The 14465-nt window shown below is 50.7% G+C and carries 11 protein-coding genes; 8 read left to right on the forward strand and 3 right to left on the reverse strand.

The genetic code is table 11. The features are described 5' to 3' along the window. Positions 1–214: 214 nt before the first annotated feature. Entirely contained in the window at positions 215–1192 is a 978-nt protein-coding gene (locus ACZ45B_RS05780; protein WP_024544476.1) for a cysteine synthase A, read from the reverse strand. 262 nt (positions 1193–1454) lie between these two features. Between ACZ45B_RS05780 and btpA the strand changes: the two genes are divergently transcribed. The 3 genes from btpA to ACZ45B_RS05795 all read left to right on the forward strand — a co-directional run bounded on the left by btpA (position 1455) and on the right by ACZ45B_RS05795 (position 6232). Further along, the gene (btpA, locus tag ACZ45B_RS05785) at positions 1455–2288 is read left to right on the forward strand and encodes a photosystem I biogenesis protein BtpA (protein WP_024544475.1); all 834 of its coding nucleotides are present in this window, start codon (positions 1455–1457) and stop codon (positions 2286–2288) included. 86 nt (positions 2289–2374) lie between these two features. Next, on the forward strand, positions 2375–3370 hold the full coding sequence (locus tag ACZ45B_RS05790) for a vitamin K epoxide reductase family protein (RefSeq protein WP_024544474.1): 996 nt from the start codon (positions 2375–2377) through the stop codon (positions 3368–3370). A gap of 216 nt (positions 3371–3586) precedes the next feature. After that, positions 3587–6232 (forward strand): chloride channel protein, encoded by a 2646-nt coding sequence (locus tag ACZ45B_RS05795; protein ID WP_029681583.1) that lies wholly within the window; start codon positions 3587–3589, stop codon positions 6230–6232. Positions 6233–6254: 22 nt separating this feature from the next. Here the strand turns inward: ACZ45B_RS05795 and ACZ45B_RS05800 are convergent, their stop codons facing one another. Then, positions 6255–7679: a glycosyltransferase family 2 protein gene (locus ACZ45B_RS05800; protein ID WP_024544472.1), complete on the reverse strand. Its 1425-nt coding sequence runs from the start codon at positions 7677–7679 to the stop codon at positions 6255–6257. A gap of 519 nt (positions 7680–8198) precedes the next feature. On the opposite strand from ACZ45B_RS05800, the gene ACZ45B_RS05805 reads away from it, so the two are divergent. Next, positions 8199–10415: a DUF3769 domain-containing protein gene (locus tag ACZ45B_RS05805; protein WP_024544471.1), complete on the forward strand. Its 2217-nt coding sequence runs from the start codon at positions 8199–8201 to the stop codon at positions 10413–10415. On the opposite strand, the gene surE is transcribed toward ACZ45B_RS05805, so the two are convergent. Continuing rightward, the gene (gene surE, locus ACZ45B_RS05810) at positions 10412–11251 is read right to left on the reverse strand and encodes a 5'/3'-nucleotidase SurE (protein WP_024544470.1); all 840 of its coding nucleotides are present in this window, start codon (positions 11249–11251) and stop codon (positions 10412–10414) included. The two genes, ACZ45B_RS05805 and surE, sit on opposite strands and share 4 nt — an antisense overlap. A gap of 99 nt (positions 11252–11350) precedes the next feature. On the opposite strand from surE, the gene pheS reads away from it, so the two are divergent. The 4 genes from pheS (at position 11351) to ACZ45B_RS05830 (ending at position 14456) form a co-directional block, all read left to right on the forward strand. Continuing rightward, the gene (gene pheS / locus ACZ45B_RS05815) at positions 11351–12358 is read left to right on the forward strand and encodes a phenylalanine--tRNA ligase subunit alpha (RefSeq protein ID WP_024544469.1); all 1008 of its coding nucleotides are present in this window, start codon (positions 11351–11353) and stop codon (positions 12356–12358) included. Positions 12359–12449: 91 nt separating this feature from the next. After that, complete coding sequence (locus ACZ45B_RS05820) at positions 12450–12989, forward strand: TM2 domain-containing protein (RefSeq protein ID WP_024544468.1); 540 nt, start codon at positions 12450–12452, stop codon at positions 12987–12989. A 94-nt stretch (positions 12990–13083) separates the two neighbouring features. Next, the gene (locus ACZ45B_RS05825; RefSeq protein WP_024544467.1) at positions 13084–13434 is read left to right on the forward strand and encodes a DUF4870 domain-containing protein; all 351 of its coding nucleotides are present in this window, start codon (positions 13084–13086) and stop codon (positions 13432–13434) included. 218 nt (positions 13435–13652) lie between these two features. Then, positions 13653–14456 carry a response regulator transcription factor gene (locus tag ACZ45B_RS05830; protein ID WP_024544466.1) on the forward strand — a complete coding sequence of 268 codons (804 nt, stop codon included), beginning with the start codon at positions 13653–13655 and terminating at the stop codon, positions 14454–14456. The last annotated feature ends 9 nt before the right edge of the window (positions 14457–14465 follow it).

Genomic DNA, 14465 nt, shown 5'->3' on the forward strand with positions numbered 1-14465 from the left:
GTGAATTTAGCCAGATTTTAGACCGTCAGGACAGCAGTAATCGGTTTGGTGAAAATGTTACTGTTTGTCGTTCATGGCGCTTGTGCCTTTGATCAGCATAAATAAGCCACTCGCCACAATGAAGAAGGCTAAGATGCCCATGGCAATATCTAAAGTTTGGGTTTCCATCTGCAAAATGGGCGATGTTGGCGATCGCCCCCTCTATATTTTTGTATTAAACATCAACCACGAGACCCTTGCTGGCGAGCCATTCAGGATTAAATAGACGCGACTGATAGCGGGCGCCACCATCACATAGCACCGTCACAATGGTATGGCCAGGTCCCATTTTCTTCGCGAGGGCGTAGGCAGCTCCCACATTAATGCCCACGGACCCTCCCATAAATAATCCATCTTTTTTCAAAAGCTGATACACCACCCGTACCGCTTCCTGGTCATCGATGCGGATCGCATCATCCATCGGCACTCCTTCCATGTTGGCGGTAATCCGGCCTTGGCCAATGCCCTCTGTAATGGAACTGCCTTCCCGGTCGAGTTGGCCCGTTTTCACATAGCTATACAGGACACTGCCCATGGGATCAGCCACAACACATTTGAGGTCAGGATTTTTTTCCTTGAGGTACATCGCTGTGCCCGCGTAGGTTCCTCCCGTACCCGTGGCGGCTGTCCAAGCGTCAACTTTGCCGTCGGTTTGGGCCCAAATTTCGGGGCCAGTGGTTTCGTAGTGGGCACGGCGGTTAGCGAGGTTATCAAATTGGTTGGCCCAGATCGCATTTTCAGTTTCTGCTGCCAGTCGCTGGGAATATTTCACATAATTATTTGGGTCAGCATAGGGCACGGCAGGGACGGTGATTACTTCAGCGCCAAGGGTGCGGAGGAGATCAATTTTTTCCTGGGATTGGGTTTCGGGGATCACAATCAAACATTTATAGCCCTTAGCATTGCAAATATGCACCAGGCCAATGCCTGTATTGCCCGCAGTACCTTCCACAACGGTACCACCAGGCTTGAGGAGGCCTCGTTCTTCGGCGTCTTTAATGATGTAGAGGGCAGCCCGGTCTTTGACGGAGCCACCGGGGTTGAGAAATTCTGCTTTCCCTAAAATTTCACAGCCCGTTGCGTCACTAAAGCTATTGAGGCGAATGAGGGGGGTGTTGCCGACTGCTCCAACAAAACCGTCTTTGATATCCATAGGGTTGAGTCTGTTTGTTCTTTCGTTTACGCTGTGGATTGCAATTTTTCTATTGTGACATGGGCGGGTTCGATTCCCATGGGGGATTCGGCTAGGTGGGAGGCGATCGCCCCTGGTTGATGACCCTTTCTGGGGAGAAACAAAAACCTGGGGAGGCCTGCCCCTGATATACTAATTTACGCCCTATCCCAAGCCTGCAAAGGTGACGAGGCATCACTCTCTGTCAGAGTGACCCTAGTACAAACAGACGTAAAGCAAATCAGTGGATCTTAAAACTATTTTCCAGACCGAAAATCCCATCCTTGGCGTTGTTCACCTGTTGCCTTTGCCTACTTCTGCCCGTTGGGGGGGGGATCTCCGTCAGGTGATGGACCGGGCCGAACAGGAAGCAACGGCCTTGGCTGCTGGGGGGATTGACGGGATTATTGTTGAGAATTTTTTTGATGCGCCCTTCACAAAAGACCGGGTTGATCCTGCCACCATCAGTGCGATGACCTTGATTATGGATCGTCTAGCAGGGTTGGTGACAGTACCCCTGGGGATTAATGTATTGCGCAATGATGCGAAAAGTGCCATGGCGATCGCCGCCTGTACGGGCGCCCAATTTATTCGCGTCAATGTGCTCACTGGGGTCATGGCCACCGACCAGGGTTTGATTGAAGGCAATGCCTACGAACTGCTGAAATATCGCCGGGAACTGGATGCAGATATCGCAATCCTCGCCGACGTTTTGGTGAAACATGCCCATCCTCTCAGTACCCCCGATTTAACCGCGGCAATCCATGACACCGTAGAGCGGGGTTTAGCTGATGCGGTGATTCTTTCTGGGTGGGCCACAGGCCACCCACCGAAAATGGACGATATTAAAGATGCCCGGGAAAATGCCGGCGATACCCCGATTTTAATTGGCAGTGGAGCTACCTGGGAAAATATTGGTAATCTGTTGCAGGTGGCAGATGGGGCGATCGTTGCCAGTTCTCTCAAGCGCCATGGCAAACTCAGTGAGCCAATCGATCCCCTGCGAGTTTCTCAGTTTATGGAGTCGGCCCACCAGGGCATCAAAATTCGCCAGATGCGCCAGAAACAATTTGCTTAACGGCGACTTCGTAGAAAGAAGCTGCCCAATGCTTGGGTTCCCCCTTTAAGATGTAAACAATTTCCCTTAGATTTTTTTGACGCGCTATGGTACGCCGACGTTCTCAACCTTGGATTCATCAATGGTCTCGCCCAATTATCGGGGCGATCGCCACCATTGGTTTTCTGCTCACCAGCTACTTGACCATCTCTAAATTGCTGGGCTCAGAGGTGGCCTGTGGCGTTGAAACAGCGGCCACCACCGGCTGTAGTGATGTGCTCTCCAGCCCCTATGCCTTTGTTTTTGGCCTCCCCTTGTCTCTCTTTGGGGCGATCGCCTATCTGGCCATGGCTGGATTTGCCCTTGCCCCCCTGGCGATCGACCCAGAAGAAAACAAAAAACTCCGCAATAAATACGAAGATTGGACTTGGCTCTTTTTATTGATTGGCGCCACGGCCATGAGCCTCTTTAGTGGCTATCTGATGTATATCCTGTTTGCCAAAATTGGTGGGGTCTGTCTCTATTGCATCACTTCAGCGACTTTTTCTGTCGCATTTCTCATCCTCACCCTCCTGGGCCGCTTTTGGGATGATTGGGGCGAAGTGCTCCTGACTGTCTTTGTGGTCGGTATTATCACTGCCCTCGGCACCTTGGGACTCTACAACAGCATTGAACGCAACATCCAAAGCAATATTCCGGTATTCAATGACCAGGGCCAAGAGCTCATTACTCCGGCACCAAACCGCGCCCCCCAGCCCCCCACTGGTTGGGAAATAACCACCACTTCCGGCCCCGCTGAAATCGCGCTTGCTGAACACCTTACGGCCATCGGCGCCAAAGAATACGGCGCTTACTGGTGTCCCCACTGCTATGACCAAAAGCAACTGTTTGGGAAAGAAGCCTTTGCCGCGGTGAACTACATCGAATGTGCCCCCGATGGGGCCAACGCCCAGCCAGAAGTTTGTTCGGCAGCTGGATTAGAAGGATTTCCTACCTGGGAGATCAATGGCGAACGTTATTCTGGAACTCAATCTCTCTCCCGCTTAGCGGAGCTTTCCGGTTATGAGGGGCCCACTGAGTTTAAATATGCCCTACCCCGCTAAAGATACCCAAAGGTCGTCGCTGCAATAAATCAAAAAATAGCATCGATCGCCTGGTTTTCTGACGATTAGTAAACCAGGCTTTTTTTATGGGTCAAGGGAGCTGTTAATGGGCCAGAAAATTACCTGTTAAGGGGAGGGGAAGTTCATGCTACCCTGCTACAAGAGAGCTGACTTCAAGATTTTTCGACATTGCGGAGGGTCTCACGGGCGATCGCCATGGCATCTGTGCGAAATTGGTGGATTTTTCGGTCCTTAGGGCAATATAGCCTCAACAATAATTATTTATTAATTGAAGCTTGTCTCATCGGTGTCATCTCTGGGGTATCGGCCCTAGTGCTCAAAGGCGGCATCGGCTTTTTGGGAAGTTATCGGGTCGCCTTAAGTAATCAGTATGGGGCCTGGTTGATTCTGCCCCTATTTGGGGTGGTCTGTGGTGGACTGGCCGGGTATCTGTTAGACAAATTTTCTCCAGAAGCTCAGGGGGGCGGGGTTCCCCAGGTAAAGGTTGCCCTGGCCCAGTTCCCGATCGCCATGGACTGGAAGGTGGCGCTCACCAAATCGATCGGTACGATTTTGGTGTTGGGGGGTGGCCTGACCCTCGGTCGCCGTGGTCCTAGCGTCCACATCGGCGCGGCCCTGGCAGGGCAATTGAGTCGGTGGCTCCCCACCACCCCCAACCACCGGCGGCAAATGATTGCGGCGGGGGCAGCGGCGGGTCTGGCGGCAGGTTTTAATACTCCTATTGCCGGGGTACTGTTCGTCGTCGAAGAACTGATGCGAGATATGTCTGGCCTGACCCTCGAAACGGCAATTGTCGCCTCCTTTACGGGGGCGGTCGTATCTCGTTGGTTTGGCACGTCTGACTTGAATTTACCCAAGGAACTGCTGACAGCCGCCTACCAGAGTAATTTTTACCTGGTCGAAATTCCTTGGTATTTGCTCTTGGGGGCACTGGCCGGGGGCTTAGGCGCTCTGTTTAACCGGGGTGTTTTGATGGTGTTGGCCTTTAACCGTCGACTCCATTGGGGTCTAGGGGGGCAGATGGCGATCGCTGGTGGTCTTTCAGGCATGGTGATTTCCTGCTTACCCACCTTTTTTCGAGACAATGCCGGCTTGCGAGACTTTCTCCTCACGGCGGACATGGGCTGGCAGATGATGGCGATCGCCTTTATCGCGCATTTTTTCTTGAGCCTAATTGCCTATGGATCTGGAGCACCGGGAGGACTTTTTGCACCGACATTAGTGTTGGGTACAGCCCTTGGCTATTTAGTGGGCAGCGGGGCAGAAGCATTGATCCCAGAGGCGACCCAATATACCTATGCCCTAGCGGGTATGGGGGCTTTTTTTACGGGAGTGGCCCGGGTTCCCGTGACGGCGATCGTGATTGTTTTTGAACTCACGACAGACTTTAACTTAGTTTTGCCCCTGATGCTTGCTTCGGTGACAGCCTTTATTGTGGCAGAAAGCATTTTTAAAGGATCTATCTATGAATATCTCCTTGAGGCGAGCGGTATCCATTTAGAAGAGCAAAAAAACCCCCGGGTTTTGACAAATTTAACGGCGGCTCAGGTCATGCAACCGGAGGTGGAAACCCTTGAAAGCCATTTATATTTGACGGATCTGATTCCTATTCTGTCCGCTTCACCCCACCGGGGATTTCCGGTTTTGGATCGAGGGAAACTTGTCGGGGTTGTTACCCAGGGAGATTTAGCGCAAATGGCCCCCCAGGGGAACAAGCTCACAGTGGCCCAAGTGATGCAGCGGCGGGTGATTACTGTTTCCCCAACTGCATCCCTCGGTGATGTGCTGTACCTGCTCAATCGCTACCAAATCTCTCGTTTACCCGTGGTTGACAATGGCGAATTGCGGGGGATTATCACGCGGTCAGATATTATCCGTGCCGAGGCCCAGGAGCTCCTAGGGAGAAATTATCGTGGGGGCCAGCGGACGCCTTCCTATTGCGTGTATCAAACCCACACCACCGATAATCATCAACGAAAGCTCTGGGTGGCGATCGCCAATCCGACGACAGCAGAAGCACTGATTACCTTTGCAGCAGCCATTGCCCAGGAAAAAAATGCCATGGTGTATTGCCTCAATGTTGTCCAGGTTTCCAGCGCTTATCCCCTAACTGATGCCCATGTGAATACTTACCCAGAACGGCATTTGATGGAAAAACTAGAGCGGCTGGGGGAAACCCTCGGAATTTCGATCCATACCCAGGTGATCTTGGCCTATGATGTGGCCGGCGCCATTCTCCAGGAAATTTCCAGTAAAGATGAAGGTTTAATTCTCGGTTGGCAAGGCGATCGCCTCCAAGGGGGGCAACTATTTGGCAGTGTGATGGAATATCTCGTTAAGAAAGTCCCCTGTGATGTGATTTTGGTTAAAACCAGCCATGCCCACCCCCTCAAGCTCCAGGACTCTCCGGCGAAAATTCGCGCTCTTTTTCCCATTGGTGGCGGCCCGAATGTGGCGCGGGCCCAGGAGTTTGTCCCCGCCCTATTGCGTCTCTCTCCAGAGGTAAACCGTTATGCTCTACCTTCTCAAATTTGCCTTTGTCAGGTATATCAGCCCCAACAGTGCCCCCAGCAGTTTCCTTTGATCTTAAAAATGAAACAATCCCTACGTACCCGGGTAGGGATGCCGATTATCCCCCTGCCAATTCGCTCCCAAAACGTTGCCGATAGCTTAATCCGTCTGATTAAAGAAGAAACTTATGATCTAGTCATTTTAGGTGCTAGTCGGGAAAGCCTGCTACAACAAGCACTCCATGGCAACATTCCTGAGGCGATCGCCAAAGGGACGAATCGCACGGTGGTGATCATCCGGGGTGCCCTAGAGGTGACGGATCCAGCGTGACATCCGGTGCGTGGGATATCAACTAAGACTGGGATACCAGATTTTCTTCTTCCCCTTGGTGCGTTGTTTTAACCCATTTGAGCTGTTTGGGGCGCACTGACATCCGTGCTGTGGTAATCGGCATCACAACCATCCAATGGAGCATATAAACCGTGGTGATACCGCAGGCAGAAACAATCTTGAAGACTTTTTGCCAACTCCAGGGCTGGTTTTTATAGACACGTAAGTTCCCCTGTAACATCGCCCAAAAAGATAGGGAGAGGGCTAAACCTGTTAGGGGCGCGAGAATCGGGAAGTGGCCCCGGAGGATTGCAAACACAAAATCAGGAATGGCAGCGGTGGGAAGCAAATATTGCATCAAGATAAAAGAAAATAAATCGACTTTTTTGCCAAACCCTAAACGTTGGTTCGAGAAATAGCGCCAGTAGTCGAGGTAGCGCTGATAGCCCCCTTCGGCCCAACGGCTGCGCTGGTGCCAGAGGGCGATCGCCCCGGTTACCCCTTCTTCATTGACGGCGGGGTTAAGTAAAAAGCCAATTTTCCAATGATCCAGGTGGAGCCGGATGGTTAAATCGAGATCATCGGTAATGGTTTCTTCATTCCAGCCACCACATTGATCGAGGGCGGCCCGGCGGACAAACTGGCCATTGCCCCGCAGTTCACCGATACCGCCCAGGGCAATTCGCTGCTGCTGAAAGTAGCTATCGAGGATCATTTCGGTCGCTTGGCCTTTTGTCCAGAAATTTAATGCTTCATTGGCGATCGCCTTGCGCACCTGAATGGCACCCACCGTTTCATCAGCAAACATTGGTACTACATGATGTAAAAAGTCCGGCGGCACTGTGGCATCAGCGTCAAAAACGGCAATGATTTCTCCCTGGGTTTGAGACAAGACTTCGTTGAGGGCTCCAGATTTACCACCACCGGCATTGGGTAGCCGATGGATGACCTTGAGTTGGGGATATTCCATCGCTAACTGGTCAAGAATTTGGGCCGTTCTATCGGTACTGGCATCATCGATTAACCAGACTTCACATTTCTCAGTCGGGTAATCTAATTGGCAGAGATTATGTACTAGACGGGCGATCACTGCCTCTTCATTCTTCGCCGAGGCAATCAGCGAAACAATCGGTGCCGTTGCCAATTGTGCTTCTGATAGGGGCATGGGCTCTAGATCGGGCTTTGCACTGATAAGGCGGATTGCTTGAATAAACAGTAGTCCCGTCGCTCCGAACACGGCGGTAGCCCCCCAACTAACGCTGTGGAGTAAGAAGGCGATCGCCCAAACAAGGCTCAACATAAATGCCGACTTTTTCCGACGTCCCCCTAAACCCTGGAAGAAATCACTCCGAAATTCCGCTTCGGCCACCTCTGGATCGGTCAGTTCATCCCAGAGAGCCCCAAGGGGATCATGGTTTTCATCGGTCTGCCAAGGTTGCTTTGCCATAGGGGGGGTGTTCTCCTCTTCCAAAAAAAATTTGTGCTGGGGATGAGTCGAGCATAATGCACTGATCATGCCGCAGTTCCCGGGTTAAAAATAGAGCATTTATGGGAACTAATGGCCTAAGACTCCCCTCCGGATGGCGACTGCATAGGCAATGTCCCTGATGCTTTGGGCGATGGCAACAGGTAGAGCCCCGAGATCCCTCAATAACTCCATCCTAAAAGACTATACTGGATTGCTTGGGGTTTGTACTCCATTAAGGGCCATTGCCTAACGCCTAAAAGGGAACCACATCTCCATTTTCATGTCCTTGATGCTGGCTATGCTTTGAAACGATTGTACTTGTCAGTTTTTCCGGCGTCGACCTTGCCCACCATGCTCTGTTTTCGCTTAGAACAGACTTTTAGCAAATATATTAGGTGAAGACTTTGTGGTTAGGTTGTATCCTGAAAATCGCTCATGCCATAGCCGGGTCTTTAAACTCCCCATTTCTGGTAATCTCCGCTGCGGGTGAATTTTTTTATGTCTGCGATCGCCGTTCTTTGTACCTTGAATTGTGCCATGACCCCTGTGGTAGCGGAGGCATCAATCGCTCAGACCCAAGATGCGGCGATCGCCCAATTGCCTGGTGGAGTCGCTGCCCAAGAAATTGAATTAACAGAAGAAACCGAGTATGACGCGATCCAAATCCAAGATCGCAGTGGTGAGCAACAGCAGTTTTCCCTCGACTCCGCCCCCCTGCCGGAAGAAGCGTCTGACAACCCTGCATCGGTGATGACAGAAGCATCCGAGGAGCCTGAATCAGCGACCACAGCTGCTGATCTTGAAAATGTGGCGCCAGAAGCAGCACCGCCATCTATCCTTGAAGTGTTGAGCGATCGCCAGGAATATAATGAGCAAACCCAGGTGGTGACAGCGACCGGCAATGTCATTGTGCGATTTCGAGAAGCGGTACTCAGCGCCGATCAACTGCGGGTAAACCTCGATAGTAAATTGGCGATCGCCACGGGGAATGTATCTCTCCGGCGTGGTCAACAGTTGCTGCGCGGCGAGCAGTTTACTTATTTCTTCGTGCAAAATCGAGGCACCATTCAACAGGCAGAGGGAGAAGTGTCTCGGACGACCCTAGACCAAGATCTCAGCCCCCAACCTACAAATTTTGGTGTGACTCGTAATCCGGCAATACTCCTGAACGAACGCCTCCTCCTCAGTCAACCAGCGACAGATATTGTGGGGGAAGAAATTCTACGGGTCACCCTGGGCAGAAACCAGGACATTGATCGGCTTATCTTTGGCAATAGCGAAATCTCAAACAACCGCAGTGAGCTTGAGCAACTCCGTTTTCGGGCCGATGAACTGGAATTTTTTGATGATCGCTGGGAAGCCAAGAATGTCCGGATTACTAATGATCCTTTTTCGCCGCCAGAATTACAGTTGGTGGCGGAAACCGCTTCTTATCAAATGGATGAACTGGTCACCACCCAAACGAGGCTCGTCATTGACGAGACAATTTCGCTCCCAGTATTCCCACGCACTGTCCAGTTTGGTGAAGCATCAACGGGGGCATTTGGGTTTCTCCCCCTTGGGTATGATGACGAAAATCGAGGCGGTTTATTTTTGCAACGACCTTTTACGCCATATCGCAGCGCCCAGGGCCGTTGGAGAGTGACCCCCCAATATCTCCTGCAAAAAGCCCTTTTCCCTGACATGATTGAGGCCAACCGTGACGACGAAGATGCCGGAAAACCCTTGTCACCGGGAGTCTTTGCCCTTTCTAGTGATTTTAGATACCGGTTCAACCCCCGACTGGCTTTCACAGCACGGGGTTTTCTCGATAGTTTGAGGCTGAGTGATTTAGAAAATAACCTCAGAATGAATCTGCGCCTTGAACAAAAACTAGGTGATCTCGACAATCCTTTTCGTCTGAGTCAGGAATTCAACTACCGGAATCGCCTCTTTAATGGCTCCCTAGGTTTTCAGCGAGTCCAACGAAGTCTGGGGATTGTCTTGCGATCGCCCCGTTACCGCCTAGGAGATTCCGGCTTTGGGTTAGATTTCCAAGCCAGTATCCAAAACATTGAAGCGGATACCGACCGACCAGAACTTCTCGAACCAGGAGTGAGCCAAGACGAGATTAGTCTCACTCGCTACCAAGGTGCCCTAAACCTTGACCACCGTTTACCGCTTTGGCGTGGCGAGCCATTGCCATCAACGCGCCTAGAAGGGCTACGCTACAGTCCGCGTCCAGTGGTGCCCTATATTTCCCTAGTGACCGGTTTCCAAGGGGTTGGCACGAGTTACAGTAGTGGCGATCGCCAAAATGTGCTCCGGGGCAGAATTGGCCTGGAGGGTCAATTTGGTCACTTTGCAGACAATAGCCTAGATTACACGGGCTTTAATATCAGCTACAGCAACAGTTTTCTCAGTGACGAACTATCACCTTTTTTGTTTGACCGGGCCGTTGACCAACGCACCCTCGAATTTGGCCTCACGCAACAAATCTATGGGCCTCTCCGGGCCGGGTTTCAGACAGCAATTAACCTCGACAGCAAAGAAGCGATTAGTACTGACTATTTTCTTGAATATAGCCGCCGCACTCATAGTGTTTCATTGCGTTATAACCCAGTACTAGAGATCGGCTCAATCAATTTCACGATTAACGGCTTTAACTGGAGCGGTTCTACAGATCCATTTGTCAATCAAGAAGTCCGCTCCGTTAATGATGGCGTCATTCCCTAGACTTGCCAATCTTCCCGGGATAGGCTCTGGATACGGTAGAGGTCATTCATCACATATTGCAGGGGCGTAACGGTGATATAGCCAGCGGCGATCGCCTCCACATCTGTCGGAAAATCGAGGGGAATATTTGGCTCATCTGGTTGGGGGAGTTCCTCGACCACTTCCCCTGCGAGCCAGTAGTAGGTTTTGCCGCGCGGATCTTGGCGCTTTTGAAATTGCTCCGTGTAACGACGCAGACCCTGGCGTGTGATTTTTACGCCAGCAATATCTTCCTGGGATAAATTTGGCACATTGACGTTCAGAAACACGGGGGCCCCTTTGCCAACGCCAGCGATCGCCAATTGGTGCTGTTTCGCCAGGAGTTGCTGGAGAAACTTCACAGCAAAATTAGCAGCGGGCTGAAAATTGTGGCTGGTATAGTCTGCCAGGCTAAAGGCAAGACTAGGGATGCCCTCTAACAAACCTTCCATGGCCGCAGAAACAGTCCCCGAATAGAGCACATCAGTTCCCAGGTTAGCCCCATGGTTGATGCCAGAGAGGACGAAGTCTGGACGGTTTTTTAAGACGGCACTGAGAGCGAACTTGACGCAGTCAGAAGGCGTACCAGAACAAGCCCAGGCTGTGACCTTGGGGTCAAAGATACCTTCGACGATTTCGCTGCGGATTGGTCGGTGGAGGGTCAGTCCATGACCTGTGGCAGAGCGCTCCCGGTCAGGACAAACAACGGTCACTTGATGGCCGGCGGCGGCAAGGGTATTGGCGAGGGTACGAATCCCTAGGGCAGAGATGCCATCGTCATTACTGACTAATAAATTCAGGGGAGCAGCAGGTGTCATGGGTTCCTGGTAAAAATTGACGTTCTTTTATCATCAAGGAGGGTTTAAACTGTTAGGGTCGTTAACCATCGCAACAAGTTTAGTCGCACTCTTTCTGGCATGACCACTTCTACTTTGACCCAAATCGAATCTGATTTGCAAACCCTCCAACAGGAAGCGACTGACGCGATCGCCTCCGTGGCAGATCTTGAGAGTCTGGAGAAACTGCGGGTCAACTACCTCGGCAAAAAGGGCCAATTGTCGCAGATTTTGCGGGGTATGGGGAAGCTTTCAGCAGAGGAGCGGCCAAAAATTGGGGCGATCGCCAACCAAGTCAAAGAAGTCCTCCAGGGAGACCTCGATGGTAAGCTTGACGCGTTGCAAAGGGCAAAAATCAAAGCGCAACTAAAGGCAGAAACCCTCGATGTCACGATGCCTGGCGTTGGTCGGCCCCTCGGCAAAATACACCCGCTCCAGAGCACCGTTGACCGGGTGTTAGATATTTTTGTGGGCATGGGCTACACCGTCGCCGAAGGGCCGCAGATTGAGACGGATTATTACAATTTTGAAGCGCTCAATACCCCCGCTGATCACCCCGCCCGGGATATGCAAGACACCTTTTATCTACCGGGCGATCGCCTCCTGCGTACCCATACATCTTCGGTACAAATTCGCCACATGGAGCAAAATGAGCCACCCCTGAGAATTGTTGCCCCTGGCCGGGTGTACCGCCGTGATACCGTAGATGCCACCCACTCCGCCGTTTTTCACCAGATCGAACTCTTGGCGATCGATAAAAATCTCAAATTCACTGATCTCAAAGGCACCCTCAAGGAATTTTTGCGGCAGATGTTTGGCGAAGACCTAGAGATTACTTTCCGCGCTAGCTACTTCCCCTTTACTGAACCCTCGGCAGAAGTAGACGTGAAATGGCAAGGCAAATGGCTTGAGGTAATGGGCTGCGGCATGGTAGATCCCAATGTCCTCAGGGCAGTGGGCTACGATCCTGAGGTGTATACCGGGTTTGCAGCCGGTCTTGGGGTAGAGCGCTTCGCGATGGTGCTGCACAAATTAGATGATATCCGTCGCCTATACAACAGCGACCTGCGCTTTTTGCAGCAGTTTTAAGGCCATTTTGGGTTTGGGTTTTTACAATAGGGGAAATGGCGATCGCCCGTAGGAGCGCCAGAGTTCTGCCTAATCTAACCAAGCATCCCGCATGAGACAAAAAACTTCAGCCGCAGTGTTGGCCTTTTTCCTTGGGGGCGTTGGTGTCCATAAATTTTACCTAGGAGAGATCGGCTGGGGCATTGTCTATGCCATCTTTTTCTGGACATATATTCCCACTATCGCGGGTTTTGTGGAGGCTATTTTCCTAGTCGGTATGTCCCAGGAGCATTTTGACCAAAAATACAACAGCAAAACTTTAATGGGTTACGAATCACGGCAACTCACCAACCGCCCAGGGACACCTCAGGTGATCGTTAACATTGGGGACCAGGCGATCGCCGCTAACCTTTCCCAAGACCTGGCCATGTCCCCAGGAAACCAAAACATTGCCAAAGAAGCCCTAGAACGACGCATCCTCAAACTTTGCCAAGCCAAAGGAGAAGTTACTCTCCTCGATTGCTTCCTCGAAATTGAAGATGTACCGAGAAGCATCTTAGAATCTCACCTAGAAAACCTGGTGCGAGCAGAATTCCTCCAGCTTACAAACCGAGCCAGTGATGGCAAAATTGTGTATCGTTTAGATAACTAACCCTTGGCCCTCACCCATTAATCGAGGCCATCTTTAATTACTGATCCTTAACTTAGAAAATCTATTTTTCTTGATCCCCAAGAACTTTACGGCTATGACTTTTGATCCTGACAAAAGAAAACTTCTTTCCGGTCTCTGCCATGGGGCAATTTTCATTAACTATACCTTTGTCTCTATCGGAATTCCCATTGCATTATTGGTGATTAGCGAAGACCCTGTTGTCAAAGCTAACGCAAAAGAATCCCTCAATCTACATCTCAATCTTTGGGTCGGCTGGGGCATTGTTGCGTTTCTATTCTCGATTGTTATTGGGATTCCTGTTGCAATTTTGCTAGCAATCCCTCTACTTTTACTAAGCTTTGTCCTCCCCATTCTGGCAATCTTAAAAATCCTCGGTAATCCCAGTACCGAGTATCGCTACCCTTTTATCTTCCATATTTTGTAATTAAAATTACGTTTCTCTTAACTGATTCTTTTACTTTTTTCTTCAAATTTAGTTTAAGCAATCATTAAAATCTAGCCGTTTTTTTGATAGATCTTAAAATAAAGATTGACGACTATTAAGCGAGTCCAAAGAAACAGTTAAGACGTAACCGTGGTTACAATCTGTTGACATTATTTTTGTTAACGTGGGAAGAACCATCGCAAGGAAGTCAAATCATCGTGACTTTAATCTCTGTTGCCATCATCGAAGGAAACCCCCATCTCAGATCGCTGCTCGGGTGGCATCTACAGCAAGCTAACTATGCTATTTATCAAGCAGCCAACCTCAACCAATCACGGCGCATTTTTGAACAACATATGCCAGCTTTGGTGTTGTTAGATTCTGATTTGCCCGATGGTGATGGCCTTGAGCTTTGCCGTTGGTTACGCCAAAACACCCAAGCCATTGTGTTGATTCTTTCTGCAAAAAATACAGAAAAAGATATTGTCACAGGGCTTAAGGCAGGGGCAGATGACTACCTCACTAAGCCTTTTGGTATGCAGGAACTTTTGGCCCGGGTTGAAGCATTGACGAGACGTATCCGCACGACCACTGCTCCCCTCCAACTTGACTATGGAGAACTGCGGATCGATTTGGTACAGCGGCGAGTTCAGTTCCGGGGAATGTACATTGATTTGACTCCCCAAGAGTTTAGTTTGCTCTATGTGTTAGCCCAGGCCAATGGGGAACCCCTCAGCCGTTCGGAGCTGCTGCGACGTGCTTGGCCCGATGCGATCGATAACCCCCGCACCATTGATACCCATGTACTTTCTCTCCGGAAAAAAATTGAACAAGATCCCCGACAACCGAATCTAATTCAGACGGTGCGGAATGTGGGATATCGGTTTAATTTAGACGGCATTAGTGCAGGTTTGGGGAATGGCAGCAGCCTGATGGAAATTTCTCCTGCCCCTGGGCGACCGAGTCCGGCCAATAAGTTAAAGTCTCGGGTACCGATTCGAGAACTGGTCAATCAAGGTTGATAGTGACTG

It is taken from the genome of Picosynechococcus sp. NKBG15041c (assembly GCF_055380235.1).

Bases quoted from the DNA above. Each gene is read 5' to 3' on its own strand.
- ACZ45B_RS05780 (WP_024544476.1), bottom strand. From the start codon at position 1,192: ATGGATATCAAAGACGGTTTTGTTGGAGCAGTCGGCAACACCCCCCTC.
- ACZ45B_RS05805 (WP_024544471.1), top strand. From the start codon at position 8,199: ATGTCTGCGATCGCCGTTCTTTGTACCTTGAATTGTGCCATGACCCCT.
- ACZ45B_RS05800 (WP_024544472.1), bottom strand. From the start codon at position 7,679: ATGGCAAAGCAACCTTGGCAGACCGATGAAAACCATGATCCCCTTGGG.
- ACZ45B_RS05795 (WP_029681583.1), top strand. From the start codon at position 3,587: ATGGCATCTGTGCGAAATTGGTGGATTTTTCGGTCCTTAGGGCAATAT.
- ACZ45B_RS05790 (WP_024544474.1), top strand. From the start codon at position 2,375: ATGGTACGCCGACGTTCTCAACCTTGGATTCATCAATGGTCTCGCCCA.
- surE (WP_024544470.1), bottom strand. From the start codon at position 11,251: ATGACACCTGCTGCTCCCCTGAATTTATTAGTCAGTAATGACGATGGC.
- pheS (WP_024544469.1), top strand. From the start codon at position 11,351: ATGACCACTTCTACTTTGACCCAAATCGAATCTGATTTGCAAACCCTC.
- ACZ45B_RS05825 (WP_024544467.1), top strand. From the start codon at position 13,084: ATGACTTTTGATCCTGACAAAAGAAAACTTCTTTCCGGTCTCTGCCAT.
- ACZ45B_RS05820 (WP_024544468.1), top strand. From the start codon at position 12,450: ATGAGACAAAAAACTTCAGCCGCAGTGTTGGCCTTTTTCCTTGGGGGC.